The sequence below is a fragment of the Actinotignum timonense genome (assembly GCF_002860685.3).
GTDB classification, from domain to species: Bacteria; Actinomycetota; Actinomycetes; order Actinomycetales; family Actinomycetaceae; genus Actinotignum; species Actinotignum timonense.
In genome coordinates this window covers 715726-731082 of record NZ_CP136960.1, presented here as the reverse complement: position 1 = coordinate 731082, position 15357 = coordinate 715726, and the positions used below count along the sequence as shown (strand labels likewise).

At 65.8% G+C, this 15357-nt stretch carries 12 protein-coding genes; 11 read left to right on the top strand and 1 reads right to left on the bottom strand.

Going from position 1 to position 15357, the window contains the following annotated elements; genetic code table 11:
* Positions 1 to 86 precede the first annotated feature (86 nt).
* Complete coding sequence (locus tag CYJ17_RS03030; RefSeq protein ID WP_087071136.1) at positions 87 to 542, top strand: (deoxy)nucleoside triphosphate pyrophosphohydrolase; 456 nt, start codon at positions 87 to 89, stop codon at positions 540 to 542.
* Positions 543 to 661: 119 nt separating this feature from the next.
* Positions 662 to 1459, top strand: a complete 798-nt coding sequence (locus CYJ17_RS03025; protein WP_087070036.1) for a hypothetical protein — start codon at positions 662 to 664, stop codon at positions 1457 to 1459.
* Between the two features lie 68 nt (positions 1460 to 1527).
* Here CYJ17_RS03025 and CYJ17_RS03020 read toward each other — a convergent pair whose 3' ends face one another.
* Complete coding sequence (locus CYJ17_RS03020) at positions 1528 to 2640, bottom strand: histidinol-phosphate transaminase (protein ID WP_234984423.1); 1113 nt, start codon at positions 2638 to 2640, stop codon at positions 1528 to 1530.
* A 212-nt stretch (positions 2641 to 2852) separates the two neighbouring features.
* Here CYJ17_RS03020 and CYJ17_RS03015 point away from each other — a divergent pair, with 212 nt between their 5' ends.
* From CYJ17_RS03015 to CYJ17_RS02975, 9 genes are all read left to right on the top strand, one after another.
* Entirely contained in the window at positions 2853 to 3731 is an 879-nt protein-coding gene (locus CYJ17_RS03015; RefSeq protein WP_087070037.1) for a fructosamine kinase family protein, read from the top strand.
* 105 nt (positions 3732 to 3836) lie between these two features.
* The gene (gene purB / locus CYJ17_RS03010; RefSeq protein ID WP_234984424.1) at positions 3837 to 5291 is read left to right on the top strand and encodes an adenylosuccinate lyase; all 1455 of its coding nucleotides are present in this window, start codon (positions 3837 to 3839) and stop codon (positions 5289 to 5291) included.
* Positions 5292 to 5395: 104 nt separating this feature from the next.
* Positions 5396 to 6079 carry a DedA family protein gene (locus CYJ17_RS03005; protein WP_016441929.1) on the top strand — a complete coding sequence of 228 codons (684 nt, stop codon included), beginning with the start codon at positions 5396 to 5398 and terminating at the stop codon, positions 6077 to 6079.
* 114 nt (positions 6080 to 6193) lie between these two features.
* Positions 6194 to 7444, top strand: a complete 1251-nt coding sequence (locus tag CYJ17_RS03000) for an ATP-binding protein (protein WP_087070038.1) — start codon at positions 6194 to 6196, stop codon at positions 7442 to 7444.
* Between the two features lie 81 nt (positions 7445 to 7525).
* Complete coding sequence (locus CYJ17_RS02995; protein ID WP_087070039.1) at positions 7526 to 7714, top strand: hypothetical protein; 189 nt, start codon at positions 7526 to 7528, stop codon at positions 7712 to 7714.
* Positions 7715 to 7808: 94 nt separating this feature from the next.
* Positions 7809 to 8054 carry a heavy-metal-associated domain-containing protein gene (locus tag CYJ17_RS02990; protein WP_087070040.1) on the top strand — a complete coding sequence of 82 codons (246 nt, stop codon included), beginning with the start codon at positions 7809 to 7811 and terminating at the stop codon, positions 8052 to 8054.
* A gap of 109 nt (positions 8055 to 8163) precedes the next feature.
* Complete coding sequence (locus CYJ17_RS02985; protein ID WP_087070041.1) at positions 8164 to 10824, top strand: heavy metal translocating P-type ATPase; 2661 nt, start codon at positions 8164 to 8166, stop codon at positions 10822 to 10824.
* Between the two features lie 118 nt (positions 10825 to 10942).
* Complete coding sequence (locus CYJ17_RS02980) at positions 10943 to 13762, top strand: lysylphosphatidylglycerol synthase transmembrane domain-containing protein (RefSeq protein WP_087070042.1); 2820 nt, start codon at positions 10943 to 10945, stop codon at positions 13760 to 13762.
* Positions 13762 to 15357: a DUF2079 domain-containing protein gene (locus CYJ17_RS02975; protein ID WP_101595638.1), complete on the top strand. Its 1596-nt coding sequence runs from the start codon at positions 13762 to 13764 to the stop codon at positions 15355 to 15357. The genes CYJ17_RS02980 and CYJ17_RS02975 overlap by 1 nt, the downstream gene beginning before the upstream one ends.

Here is a 15357-nt window from a genome sequence, read left to right as displayed (position 1 = left end):
CCGGTGGCAGAACTCACTCACAAGGTGAACGCATATCCGCACCGCCCACCCCAGGAATTAATATGGGCGGCGAGGAGGTATCCGATATGACATCCGAATCCGAATCTGCGCCCCGCCTGGTGGTGGGCGCGGCCCTCGTCGCCGACCTCACCAATCCCAGCGGCGTGCTGGCCACCCAACGTTCCTACCCCGAATGGGCGGACGGCCTGTGGGAATTCCCCGGCGGCAAAGTGGAACCTGGGGAAACCCCGCGCGAGGCCCTGCACCGGGAGATTTCCGAGGAGCTGGGCTGCGGTATTGATATCGGCCGGCAGCTGGCCAATCCCGATAGCCCGGATGGCTCCTGGGACCTCAGTTCCGGGGAGCATAACGCCGGGCTGCGGATGATGGTGTGGCTGGCGCGGCCCTTCGGGGAAATCACCCTCGGCCCGGCGCACCGCGATGCCCGCGTCCTCACCGCCGCGGAGCTCGATAGCGTGGAGTGGCTGCCCGGCGATATCCAGATTCTTCCCGTGCTGCGCGCCGCCCTGGGTGGGCGCTAGCCGAAGGCCACGGCGGGGCCGCGTGGGGCAGGCACTCTAGCTGCGCCGTCGTACCTAAGATGACGCACGGCGCGCGGTGCCGTAACCTAGGAGGACAATCCCCAGCACAAGGAGTACGCATGAAACACGGCGCGCACGGCCCGGCGCGATGGCCGCTGTATTTCTTGCTTTTCGCCGCTGCCGTTCTCGCGGGCGTGCTCGCCCTGGTGGGGGTTTCGTATTTTTCTGGCGACGACGCCGCCGCACCGGTGCCCACCGCCGCCGGTTCCGAACCCGGGCGCAGCGCCTCCGCCGATCTCACCCAGCTGCGCGAACAGGTCCACGACTTGAGCTCGGGCTCCTGCCCGAATCCGGAGAGCGCGGCGGCAACCCTGGCTGATTACGCCACCGCGGCGGCCGCGGGCGGCACCTATACCGCGGAGGCCCCGCTGCTCACCGAGGCCCTGCGGACCCTCTCCTCCAGCTGCGGGGCCGAATACACCCTGAGCTTGAGCACGGCGCTCGGCGATATTGCTGCACCGGCGGATTTCCAATCTTTCGCGGCCTCGCGCCAGTGGTGGAAACTGGTGCGGCCCGCCCCGCCGGAGGCCACCCGCCTGGAATCTTTCACCACCCCGATGAATAACGTGCGCTGCTCCCTCGACGAAAAAGCCGCCAATTGCACGATTTTCACCTATGACTATGTGTCGCCGCCCGGCTGCGAAGGCGAGCCGGCTAATTACACCGTGGGCCTGACGGGCACCACCACCGCCGGGTGTTCCACCCAGGTGAGCACCGCCAAAGAGGTACCCTACGGCAGCGTGGTGGCCGCGCACGGTTTCGCCTGCACCGCCGACCAATACGCCGGGATTTCCTGCTGGTCAGAGCTGACCGGCCACGGGTTTACGGTGCGGCGAGCCGCCGAAGAAGTGTTCTAGCTGGCGCGGCGCTTGTTGGTACGCGGCGCGTGTGGAACGGCCGCACCGTTGGTCTAGCTGGCGCGGCTTTAGCTGCTGCGTTCGCCGAGCGCGCGCACGGCCGCGAGCACCCGCGTGCTGCCTTCCGGCTCGGCCACGCTGATGCGCACGCCCTCGCCGAGTACCCGCACCAGCACCCCGGCATCCATGCAGGCATCTTCGAAACGCGCGGCGCTCACCCCGTGCCGGTCCAGTTCCGCCGCCGAAACCCACAGGAAATTCGCGTGCGAGGTGGGCGTGTGCCAGCCGGCCTGCGCGAGCTGGGCAGCCAGCTCATCGCGGGCGCCGGCGAGCTGCGCGGCGCGTTCCAGCACGGTATCCGCTTCGGTGAGCGCCGCCTGACCGGCCACCTGAGCGAGACGATTCACGCCAAAAGGCGTGGCGATACGGCGCAGCGGCTCGGCCAGCGCGGGGCTGGTGAGCAGGTAACCCAGCCGCAGCCCGGCCAGCGCAAACGCCTTGGAAAACGTGCGCGCCACCGCCACATTCGGGTACTGGCGCGCCAGTTCCTTCCCGTTTTGTACGACGGCGCGGCTCGCCTGGCTTTCGCCCACCGCGGGAGCGAAGTGGATATAGGCTTCGTCGAGAAGCACCGGCATGCGGGCGGGAACCTTGGCGAGGAAGCTCGCTAGCTCGGCGTGCGGAATGGTGGTGCCGGTGGGATTATTGGGCGAACACAGGAGGATGGCGCGGGTATTGTCCGTAATGGCGGCGGCCATGGCGTCCAGGTCGTGGGTGCCATCCGCGCGCAGCGGCACGCCCACGAAGCGCCCGCCCGCGGCAATGGTGGCGATGGGGTATGCCTCGAAGGAGCGCCACGGGCTGACTACGTCGCCACCCGGGGTGACCACGGCTTGCAAGAATTTTTCGATGAGGGCGGTGGAGCCGTTGCCCACCACGATGCCGGCCGGATCCCAGTTCTCGTAGGTCGCGAGCGCGGCGGTGAGCTGCGCGCAGGACATATCGGGATAGCGGTTGAGCTCCCCGCCCTGAGCAACCGCGGCCGCGAGCGCGGCGGCCACCGCCGGGGTGGGCGGGAAAGGAACTTCGTTGCTGGAGAGCTTGACGCTATCGGCGTTGCGGGGGCGTTTCCCGGCGACGTAACTGGGCAGATCGGCTAATTCGGGGCGGAACCATTGCATTCTTCTATTGTGCACCATCACCGCGAGCCACCCCGGGGCCGTTCCGCGCCGCCGCACCGTCGCGCCGTGCACCGTGTCCGCCGCACCGGCGGCTCCATACTGCGCACCGTGTCCGTCCGCGCCATGTCCGCCGCACCGTCCCACCCCGTCCGCCCGCACCGTTTTATCCGGAACGGTGCGCCGCCCGGCACGGGGCGCCGTAGGATGCGGGTATGGAGACCTTTGTGAAAACCGGCGATCCGGCCGAGATCTGGGGTGAGGCGCTCTCGCTGGCGGAGCTGGCCGAGGCCACGCCGCATGGCGGGGCGCCCGTCGTGCCCCTTCTGTCCACCGCCGCGGATCATGACCGCGGTGTTATTCGTGAAGAACGCTTGCGCTCTGTGCGCGCCACCGCGCTGGCCGCGCGGGAATTCGGGGCCCGCCTGGCCCGCACTCACGCCTGGGATCCCTCCGGGCACCGGATTTTCGGGCAGGCTCCCGGCAGCGCGATCCCGGCCAGCAACACGATTTCGCCGGATAGCCCGGCCGAACCCGGAAAAGCAGCCCCATCCACCGCTGACCGATCCCGCCGGATCCGGCTCGGCTCCTGGGATTTGCCGGTGGTTCCCGCCGATTTCCCCACCCGCAGCTTCGGGGAGTTTTACGCCGCGGATCGCATCGAGCCCTACCTGGGCCCCGCCCGCGATAACTGTGCGTTGGATGCGAGCGGCACCCACGCCCTGGAGCGTTTATGCGAGCGCCTGCGCGACGGAACTTTCGATAGCCCTCAGCCGGCTCTGGTGCACAGCCCGGCCGCCCTGCTCCACGGCGATTTATGGAGCGGCAATGTGATGTGGACGGAGCGCGGCGGGATGCTCATCGACCCGGTTTCCCACGGCGGACACGCGGAAACCGACCTGGCCACCCTCACGGTTTTCCGCGCGCCGTTCGCGGAGGAAATCTACGCCGGCTATAACGAGGTATCCCCGCTCGCTTCCGGGTGGCAGCACCGTATCGGCCTGCACAGTCTGCACATCCTCATCCTCCACGCCGCACTTTTCGGCGGTTCCTACGGCGCGGAAACGCTGGCCGCCGCCCGGCCCTACCTCTAGTTCTGCCAGGCGGGCGTGCATTCCCAGCCACCAACGGGCACCGGACGCAGCGGTATGTGCCCGCGCGGTTCTGCCAGCCGGGCGCGGATCTGCCAGAATAGAGCCATGAGTGAGCAGCGCGCGCCAGAATCAGCTTCCGAACCCACCCCCGTCCCGAATATTTCCGGGCCGCTATCCCCCTTAGATGGCCGCTACGCCAGCGCCACCGCCCCGCTCCAGCCCTACCTGTGCGAGGCCGCGCTCAACCGCTACCGGATTCACGTGGAAGTCGAATGGTTGATTTTCCTGTGCGAACGCGCGGTGATTCCCGGGGTGGGGGCGTTGCCCGGCAGCGCCGTCGTATATTTGCGGTCACTTCCTGAAAAGTTCGACGACGCCGCGGCACGCGAGCTGGCCACCATTGAGGCGGAAACACGGCACGATGTCAAGGCTGTCGAATACTTCATCAAGAAGCGCATGGACGCTGGCGGGCTGGGCCACCTGCGCGAAATGGTCCATATTTTCTGCACCTCGGAGGATATTAATAGCCTGGCCTGGGCGCTGGGTGTGCGCGATGCGGTACGCCGCTGCTGGTTGCCGCGCGCCTGGGGCCTGGTTTCGGATCTGAGCGATCTGGCCCGCACGCACGCGGAGCTGCCCATGCTGGCCCATACGCACGGGCAGCCGGCCTCGCCCACCACCGTCGGCAAGGAGCTTGCCGTTTTCGCGCACCGCCTGCACCGTTCCCTGCGCCGGGTGGAAGCCGCGGAATACTACGGGAAATTCTCCGGGGCCACCGGGACTTTCTCCGCGCACGCCACCGCGGTTCCGGAGGCGAACTGGCCGGACCTGGCCCGCGATTTTGTGGAATCCTTAGGGCTGAGCTGGAATCCGCTCACCACCCAGATTGAGTCCTACGATGCGCTCGCCGATCTTTTCGACGATATTGCGCACGTCAATCGCATCGCCCATAATCTCGCCACCGATATGTGGACCTATATTTCCCTGGATTATTTCCATCAGAACCTGGCGGCGCAGGGCTCGACCGGCTCCTCGACGATGCCGCATAAGGTCAACCCCATTCGCTTCGAAAATGCGGAAGCGAATCTGGAGATCAGCTCCGGGCTTTTCGGGGTACTCAGCCAGACGCTGGTGACCTCCCGGATGCAGCGCGATCTCACCGATTCCTCCACGAAACGCAATATCGGGGTGGCGCTCGGGCATTCCTATCTGGCCCTCGATAATTTACGGCGCGGGCTGGCCGGGGTGGATCCCAATCCTGCCAAACTCGCCGCGGATCTGGACGCGAATTGGGAAGTGCTGGGCGAACCGATCCAGCAGGCCATGCGGGCGGCGGCCCTGGGTGGGGCCGAACACCTGGAAGATCCCTACGAACGGCTCAAGGCTCTCACCCGCGGGCGGAAGGTCACCGCGGCAGATATGAGGGAATTTATTTCGGGCTTGGGTTTGCCCGGGGACGTGGAGAAACGTCTTCTTGCTCTCACCCCGGCCGGGTACACCGGCCTGGCTGCCCGCCTCGTGGATTTCCTGGAGGACACGCCCGGGACCGCAGCCAGCTAAGCCTGCTAAGGTAACCGGCAGGCCGCGCGGCAGCGCGGCGGCGTCGTCGTAAAAAATACGGCATATGTGCCGCACTTCGCGGCGTTCGCAACCAGAGGAGAAGCGTGAACGTAGCAGCATGGACGAGCGTCCTGGCGACCGCACCTGCGCCGGGCGGTGACCCGGGCGCGATGGGCGGGATCACAGGCTGGGTGGTCAGTGTGATGGACGCTATCGGCGGGTTCGGGGCGGCGCTTCTTATTGCGCTGGAGAATATTTTCCCGCCGCTGCCCTCCGAGGTGATTTTGCCGCTGGCCGGGTTCACGGCTTCCTCGCCCACCTCGAATATGACGCTGATCGGCGCAATTCTGTGGTGTACCGCCGGTTCGCTGGCGGGGGCGTGGCTGCTGTATGGGCTGGGCGCCTGGCTCGGGCGGGAACGCACTCGCAAAATTCTGCTGTGGTTCCCGCTCACCAAACAATCCGACGTGGATAAAACCGAGGCCTGGTTCGATAAGCACGGCAGTTGGACCGTGTTCTTCGGGCGCATGGTGCCGATTTTCCGCTCCCTTATTTCGCTGCCTGCCGGCGTAACGAATATGGGGATGCTGAAATTTACCGCGCTGACGGCGGTGGGATCGGCGATCTGGAATACGATTCTGATTTACGCCGGTTACCTGCTCGGCGCGAATTGGACCATCGTGGAAGATTACGTGGGGATTTTCGCGAAGATCGTGGCGGTGGTGTGCCTGGTGATCGCGGTGGGGTGGATTATTCACCGCGTGGTTGTGAACCGGCGCGGGCGTTAGGACGTAAAACTCTCAATCAAATCCGGCTCAAGGTAGCGTAGAAGTCCGGCTAAAAGTAGGATAGAAATCCGGCTAATGGTAGCGTAGGGCGCCTGCTAACGGTAGGATAGGGCTATGCGTTACCATGAGCGAGCGATTGATAAGCGGCTAGACGCATTACTTCCCGAAGTTCCCGCAATCGCGATTGACGGCGCGAAAGGCGTAGGGAAAACCGCCACCGCCTTGCAGCGCGCGAATACGGTATGGCTGCTTGACCGCCCCGAAACTCAGTATGTGGCGGCCGCGGACCCAGATTTCACCACCGTCCCGCCCGGCACCCTCTTATTGGACGAATGGCAGAAAGTCCCTGCGGTGTGGGATTCTGTGCGGCGCCAGGTAGACGGGGGTGCACCTGCGGGAAGATTCCTGCTGACCGGATCAGCCATGCCTTTCGATGCCAGCGGGCTGCACAGCGGAGCCGGACGAGTATTCTCTTTACGGCTGCGCCCGATGGCATTATTCGAACGCGAACTTGTTGAACCTAGCGTGAGTTTCGGCGAACTGCTCCGGAACCCGAATCAAGGCATAGCCGGCCATACGGATTTTGCTTTGCCGGATTATTGCCGCGCCATAGCCCGGAGCGGCTTCCCCGGGATCATGACGAAATCCGCTGAAGTAACCCAAGAGTTACTGGATTCGTATCTGCGGTTGATTATCGACCGCGATTTACCCGATTACGGGGCAACGGTGCGCCGCCCGGAAGTATTGCACCGCTGGCTGGCCGCGTACGCGGCGGCAAGTTCCCTCACAACGTCGTACGCGAATTTATTAGATGCCACCACCGGTGGGGATGGCACGCAGCCCGCAAAAAGTACCACGATTACGTATCGGGAACACCTGACCGCACTGTGGATTCTGGATCCCATCCCCGGTTGGGCACCCGCCGGCACTGCTTTGAAGCGGCTGCAGCTCGCCCCGAAACACCAGTTAGCTGATCCGGCACTGGCGCTGCGGCTACTCAATCTGAACGAAACCACATTGCTGGGCGCGCGCGGGCAGAAGTTCTTGGGGCAATTATTCGAGTCCCTAGCCGCGCTGAGCGTGCGAGTCGCAGCCGAAGCCAACCGGGCCCGCGTATTCCATTTACGAACCCGCAACGGAGACCACGAGGTGGACTTGATAGCTGAGGGCCCGAGCGGAGAAATCGCCGGGGTGGAAGTGAAACTCGCCAACGCGATTAGCGAGCATGACGTGCAGCACCTGCTGTGGTTACGCAAGCAAATTCCCGAACACGACCCGCTGCTCATGGTCCTCAACACCGGCGCCCAGGCATACCGCCGCCCCGACGGAATTTACGTTATCCCCCTCGCTCTGTTGGGCGCGTAAATACGGCGACGGCGCACACTCTAGCCGCGCAGCGATCGCGAATTCGAAGCAAGCGATTCCTTGGGCCATACAATGAAACACATGGATAAAAAGCCACTCGAGCAGAAAGATTCGCCGCTGCTGCGGCTGTGGAAAAACGGGGAAGTACAGGAAGCAACAATTCCGTGGCCGGGGCTTGTTGAACTTGCCTCTACGCCCGCCGAGCCGACGCCCGATGGGCCAACAGCAAGCGAGATTCTGCAACAGATGCGCGAAGAAGAACGCTACTAGGTTTCCTGAGCCACAAGCCATGCGGGAATAGCACCGCCAGGATTCGTGTTAAACCGGGTGCACCCCACCTCGGGGCTGAAGAAGGAGGCGCACCATGGCAACAGAAGAATTTGATCGCACTATCGAGCTGAAAGTCACCGGGATGACCTGCGAAAACTGCGTCAAGCACGTGAGCGCGGAACTCGATGCTCTCCCGGATGTCAACAGCGTGCTCGTCACCCTAAACCCGGAAGGCACCTCATCGGTGCTCGTGTACACCCCGCACGATTTTTCCGACGACGACCTCAAAGCCGCGGTATCCGAAGCCGGCGACTACACCGTGACCGAGATCATCCGCTAAACACCACCCGCTCGCACAAATAATGTAGGCACCTGCTGCCTTGACAAACACTGCCGCGGACCACCACCCGCGGCGGCCCATTCAGTGCGCCCACGTAAGGAGATTTTTCGTGTCCGAGCCCTCGCAGGCCGCAGCTGCGCCGTCGTACCCCATCGCACGCAACACCACAAGCACCGCGACCGAAAAACTTGACGCCGTGCCCGTTGCCGAAGTGAACCTGGCGATTTCCGGGATGACCTGCGCTTCCTGCGTGGCGCGTGTGGAAAAGAAACTCAATAAACTGCCCGGAGTACGCGCCTCCGTCAATCTCGCCACCGACGAAGCGCGCCTCGAACTCAGCGAAACCGGGGCGCAGCTGGGCACCGCCGATTTCCTCGCCCAGGTCAGCGCGGCCGGCTACGAAGCCCAGCTCATTTCCCGCACGGACCTCACCCCCACGGCCGGGAGCGCCACTACTACAGGCGCGGGCGCCCGCACGGGCACTACCAATCCGCACGACGACGCACACCCGGCCACCACCAACCCGAGCACGCTCGCCGAATCCGCCCGCGCAGCAGCTACGCGTGAAGCAGCCGACGCCCAAGCAAGCGCCCGCATCGCCTCGCTGCGGCGCCGTTTCTGGATCTCGCTGGCCCTCTCCATCCCCGTGGTGGCACTCTCCATGATCCCGGCCCTGCAATTCCCGTACTGGCAGTGGGTCATCGGTGCGCTCACCCTCCCGATCGCGCTCTGGTGCGGTTGGCCCTTCCACCGTTCGGCCGCCGCCGCGCTGCGCCACGGCTCCACCACCATGGACACGCTCATCTCGCTGGGCACCCTGGCCTCGCTGGGCTGGTCGATCTGGGCGCTACTGTGGGGCGGGGCCGGCGGCGCGGACTACCGCATGTCCATGACCGGCATCCACACGCTCGCCACCGGTGCCACGCACGGCTCCCACGTGTATTTCGAAACCGCGGCCATGATTGTCACCTTCCTCCTGCTGGGGCGCTGGCTGGAGACCCGCTCGCGCCGCAGCGCCGGCGATGCGCTGCGGTCCCTCCTCGCTTTAGGGGCCGACGACGCACGCCGGGTACGCACCGCCTCCGGAGCGGATGTTGATGAAATTATTTCTGCCAGCGACCTGGCCGTCGGCGACGAATTCCTCGTGGCCCCCGGTACGAAAATTGCGACCGACGGGGTGGTGGTCTCCGGGACTACCGCGGTGGACGCCAGCCTCCTCACCGGCGAATCCACCCCCATTGACGTGGGCCCGGGCGATGAGGTGACCGGGGCAACCCTCACCACCGCTGGCGCGATTCGGGTGCGGGCCACCCGGGTGGGCCGCGATACCACCCTGGCGCAGATGGGTCGCCTCCTCACCCGCGCCCAATCCGGGAAAGCCCCGGTGCAGGCGCTGGCGGATCGGGTTTCCGCGGTATTTGTGCCCGCCGTTATCCTCATTGCGCTCGCGACATTCGGGGTGCGCCTGGCGCTCGGTAACCCCCTGGACCTGGCCATCATGACCGCCATTACGGTGCTGGTGGTGGCCTGCCCCTGTGCTCTAGGCTTGGCAACACCCACCGCTCTCATGGTGGGTTCCGGGCGGGCCAGCCAGCGCGGCATCCTTATCCACGGCCCGGAAACCCTGGAAAGCGCCCACAGCGTCAACACCATTATTTTGGATAAAACCGGCACCCTCACCACCGGAACCATGGCCGTGGACCGGGTGATTCTCCCGCCGGCGGGGGCCGATGGCGCGGCTGGCGGCGTCGTCGCTACAAAAGAAGCCACCAAAAAAGAAGCGGCTGAAAAAGAGGCAGCTCACAAAGAAACCGCCCACCAAGAATACGCGCTCAACGAAGCGAAAGAAGCGTTGGCCCTGGCCGCGAGCGTGGAAAACTATTCCGAGCATCCCCTCGCCCGCGCCATTGTGACCCGGGCGCGTGAAGAGGGGCTGCAGCTCGCCCCCGCCACCGATTTTGAGAATCTGGCCGGGCAGGGCGTGCGCGCCACCATCGGCGGGCAGCGCTACTACGCGACGTCCCCGCGGGCACTGCGGGAGGCCGGAGTGGATCTCTCCGAGTGGGAAAACGTTCTGGAAGAAGCCGCGAGCGGCGGGGCGTCCCTGGTGATGCTGGCGCGCCTAGGTGACGACGGCGCGGCGCGCGGGCGTGAGGGGAACGCGCGCGAAGCCGCCGGGCGCGAAACCGAGGCACGCGAAGCCGGTGCATGCGAAGCGCTCGCCCTCGTGACGGTGCGCGATCAGCTGCGCCCCACCTCCGCCGCGGCCGTCGCCGAGCTCAAAGACCTGGGCCTCACCCCGATTCTGGCCTCCGGGGATAACGCGGCCACCACGCGCGCGGTGGCCCGGGCCGCCGGGATCGAGATCGTGCACGCCGAGGTCCTCCCCGAAGAAAAAGTCCGCGTGGTGGAAGCGGCGCGCGCGGAGGGCCGGCGGGTTGCGATGGTCGGGGACGGGGTGAACGACGCCGCAGCTCTGGCCGCCGCGGACCTCTCCATCGCGATGGGCTCGGGCACGGACGTGGCCAAAGCCGCCTCCGATATCACCATCGTCAATTCCGATCTGCGCAATGTGGGAGCAGCGCTGCGCATCTCCGCCGCCACCTTGCGGGTTATCCGCCAGAACCTAGCCTGGGCTTTCGGCTATAACCTCATCGCCATTCCGGCGGCGGTGGCCGGGATTATCCTGCCGGGTTTGGCCGCGGCGGCCATGGCTTCCTCCTCGGTCATCGTGGTGCTCAATTCGCTGCGGCTGCGCCGCGCCGAGTAGTGCCGCTCCGAATCGCTGGGCGCACACCGCCGCACGCACACCGCGACCGGCACCGCGCCCACCGAATAACCGCGCCGGGTCACAGGAGAAACTAATACCTATCAACTAGACTGGGCTGGTGCGCCACAACGAGGAAACAAGCCCGGTCCAGCCGGGGGAGGTAGAAGCCTCCCCGGCTGCGGTAAGCGCGCCCGAAGCACCCGCTTCCGTTTCCACCGCTTCACCGGCGCCTGCGGAAACTTTCCCCGCCGAACCCGCGGAACCTGCCGAACCCGCCGTGCACCGCGTCCTCCTCGTGGACGAAATCGCGCGCTGGACCCGCCGCCCCGCCAACCTGCTGCGCGGCATCCTCTTCACCCTGGCCATCGCCGGGATGCTCCTCATCTCCCGCTTCGGCTACACCACCACCGTGGCCGTCACGCACGACGTCGCCAACGCCGCCCCGGATACCCTCCGCACCATTTTCTCCATGCCCATTAACGTGCTCGAGGGCCTCGTCTCACTCTTCCTCCCCCTCCTGCTTTTCTTCGATATCATCCGCTACCGGCGCTGGCGCACCCTCGTGACCGCGCTGGTGGCCATGGCCGGCGCACTCGCCATCTGTTACGGCTCGCTGTGGCTTTTCGAGCGTTTCATGCCCACCTCCCAAATCACCATCGACCTCTCGGATACCATCCAAGAACAAGCCGCCGTGGGTATGCTCCCCTACGTTTCGATTATCGCCACCATCCTGGTGGTGGCCGCTTCCGAACGCCAGGGCCGGCTGGTGCGCACCGGCTGGTGGGCACTGGGAATCGTGCTGGTGCTGTCCGTGCTCCAGGGCGCCCAAACCCTGACCGGCGCGCTCACCACCGTGTTCGTGGGGATGGCCTGCGGCTATTTCGCGCTCTACGCTTTTGGGGATTCGCCCGACCGCGCCACCGGCGCCGCCGTCGTCACTCTCATTCGCCGCGCCGGCCTGGACGCGCGCAGCATTATCCGCGTGGATGCGGGCGACGACGCCGATATGCACGCGTGGTCCGTTCCCGTAACCGGCCCGCTCGGATATGTGGATACCGCGATTCTCAAAGAACTGCGCGAGGCGCTCACCGGGCATAGCGCGCCGGGCGGCGATACCGGCCACAGCGCGCAGACCAACGCCGCTTTCACCGCCGATGCGGGCGCAGAAAGCGAAGGCGCGCTCCCCGCGAGCGCGGCGGACGCCTACCAGCTGGGCGAACCGGAAGACGATATTAACGTGCGCGCCCTCATCACCCGGGCCCGCCACGAGGTCCGCCCGCTTATCGGGGACGTCAATTCCCGCCACTACGTGGTTACTTTGGCCGACGGCGCCCATTACGTTGCCGCCCTCATTGACTCGGATCGCGCGGTCCTCGGGCGCCTGGCCAGTGCCTGGCAGCGAGCCACCCTCACCCAAGTCACCCAGCGGACCGGGGATAACGTGGAGGAAACTGCCGAACGCACCCTCCTCATGGAAGCCCTCGCGGTGAACGCCGGGGTGGCCCCGCGGCGCGATGCACATTACGCGGCGGCCGGCGCGTCCGCCGTCGTCGCTTTTGCTGATATCGAGGCCGTTCCCCTCACGGATCTGGAGCCGGAAGATATCTCCGACGCGGCGCTGGACTCCATGTGGTCCACGCTCGAACGCGCGCACGCACGCGGGCTCACCCACCACGATATCCGCGCCGGGGTGGTCGCGGTGCGCGGAGACGAAGCCCTCATCACCCATTGGCGCAACGGCAGTTTTTCTTCTAATGAGCTTTCCCGGCATATTGATTTGGCGCAGCTGTACCTGCTCCAGGCGGTGGCGGTGGGCCCGGAACGTGCCGTCGCTTCCGCGTTGCGCTGCATTTCCCGCGACCGGCTCTCCTCGGTGGCCCCGACGATCCAGCGCACCATTATGCCGGCGCAAACCCTGGCCGAACTCGAGGATAAAAAGGGCGTGCAGCGCATGCGCGAGGTGCTCCTGGAGGTCCTCCCGCAGGATATTGGCACCGCCACCCAGACCATCCAGCTGCGCAAATTCTCCGCGAAGACGATTATTACCATCGTCATCGGGGTGCTTGCCATCTTTATTCTGCTCGGCTCCATTAATTTCACCGAGCTGCAAGAAACGATTCGCAACGCCAACCCGTGGTGGATGCTCGCCGCGTTTATCGCCAGTTTCGCAACGTACGTGGGCGCGGCACTGTGCCTGAAGGCCTACACAGCCGAACGCCTGCCGCTGTGGGAAACCAGCGAGGTGCAGATCGCCGCTTCGGTGCTGGGCTTGGTTATGCCGGCCGGCATCGGGCCGCTCGCCCTCAATTTGCGCTACCTGCAACGCAACCAGGTGGCCACCCCGGTTGCGGTGGCCACGGTATCTCTGGTGCAGATCGCCCAGTTTATTACCACGGTGCTGCTGCTGTTGGCCCTCGGGCTGCTCACCGGCGACTTCGGGAATCTTTCCATCCCGAGCACCTCCGTGATGCTCATCGTGGCGACGGTGGCAGCCCTGGGCGCGGCCGTCTACTTCATTCGCCCGCTGCGCCGCAAGGTCATTGAGCTGGTGCGCCCCACCATCGAGCAGGTGTGGCCGCGCGTGGTGTGGCTAGCCACCCACCCGTCCCGGATTCTCGCGGGTTTCGGAGGTTCCCTTCTCATGACGGTGAGTTTCGTGGCGGCTTTCGGTTTCTCCCTGGCGGCCTTCGGGGAGACCCTGCCGGTGGTCACCCTGGCGATCACCTACCTGGTTTCCAATTCGGTGGGCTCCCTGGTGCCCTCCCCCGGTGGTATCGGCCCGGTGGAAGCGGCTCTCACCGGCGGGCTCACCATCGCGGGCCTGCCGTATTCGGTGGCCTTCTCCACCGCGATCCTGTACCGCCTGCTCACCTTCTGGGCGCGGGTGCCCATCGGCTGGTTCGCGCTGCGTCACCTCCAGAAGAAGGACATTATCTAATGCGCGGCGGGCCGGCGCGGGAGCTGGACGCGCGCGGGGCGCGGGCACGTTCACGAACGGCAGCGGTGCGCGCGTGGGCGCCGCGCGCGGTACTCGCGTGGGCGCGCAAGCACTGTGATACGACGGCGCTGCTCCTGGCCGCGGGTGCTTTCGCCGTGTACATGTTCTTCTCCTGGTATACCTGGGTGAACTTCTCCTCCCCGTCGTGGGATCAGGGTATTTTCACCCAACTGGCCGACCAGTACGCCCGCTGGCAATTCCCACCCATCGTGGATATTAAAGGCCCGGGCTTCAACCTGTGGGGCGATCATTTCCATCCCATTTTGCTGCTGACCGGGCCGCTGTTCTGGCTCTGGCCTTCCGGGTTGAGCCTCCTCACCCTCCAAGCGGTACTCTTCGGGATCTCGGTGTATCCCATCGCACGTTTCGCCCGGGCGCGGGTGGGTTCCGTGCCGGGCACCCTCATCGGGGTGGCCTACGCGACCAGCTGGGGGCTCACGTCCGCGCTCGTGGTGCAATTCCACGAAATAGCCTTCGCGGTGCCCCTGCTCGCTTTCGGGCTAACCGCCTGGCTGGAGAGCCGCTACCGGCGCGCCGCCGTGCTCATCTCCCTGCTGGTTTTCGTCAAGGAGGACCTCGGCCTCACGGTAGCCTGCTTCGGGGTGCTGGTGGCGCTGCTCAGCTGGCGCGGGGCGCGCGAACTGGCCGGCATTGGCGCCTTCCTGGCCGCCTGGGGCACCGCCTGGTTCCTGGCCGCCACCCAGGTTATCCTCCCGGCTTTCAATAATTCCGGGCAGTGGGACTACGCCGGGCGGGTGCGCGAAGGCCTCGACCTGGCGAGCATGCTCCTCGAGCCTAACCGCTGGGGCACCCTCTGCTATATCGTGGCTGCCCTGGGAATCGTGGGGCTGCGCAGCCCGTGGGCGGCGCTGCTGCTCCCCACTCTCGCCTGGCGTTTCGTGGGGGATAACCCCTATTACTGGACTATTTTGTGGCACTATTCGGCGGTGCTCGCGCCGATGATCGCCGTAGCGCTGACCGATGGGCTCGCGCGGGCGGGTGCGCGCGGCGGCGTCGTACCACCACCGGAGACGCAAGAATCTGAAGCTCCCGCGGCCGCACCCGCGCAACGCGATGCCCTGGGCGTGCTGGCTCGCCGCCCCCGCCTGGCCGCGGCTGCCCTCGCCCTTGCGCTGAGCTCCAGCGTGCTCGGCACCGCCTCCAACGGCTTCGGCTCCTGGCTCACGGGGCGTTCCAATACCCAGCAATACGTGTATTTTTCCGATTACGGCGCCTCCCAGACCGCCGAGCAGCGCGAAGGTGCCCGCGCGGCGGTGGCGGCGGCCGGCACCGGGCGGCATATCCTCGCCGACGTGGTCATGATGGCCTACGTGGTGCCGGGCAATACCGTGTACTGGGAGCACAGCTACGGGGGCGCGCATATTGACACGGTGGTGTTTTCCAACCGGCTCAACCACGGGGACGGCGCCCAGGTGGTGGCGTGGATTACCGCGAAAGTGGGCGGGCAGTGGCATATTGTCACCGAGGATGCCGGCTATGTGGTGGTGGCTCGCGACGGCACGGACGGAAGGTGA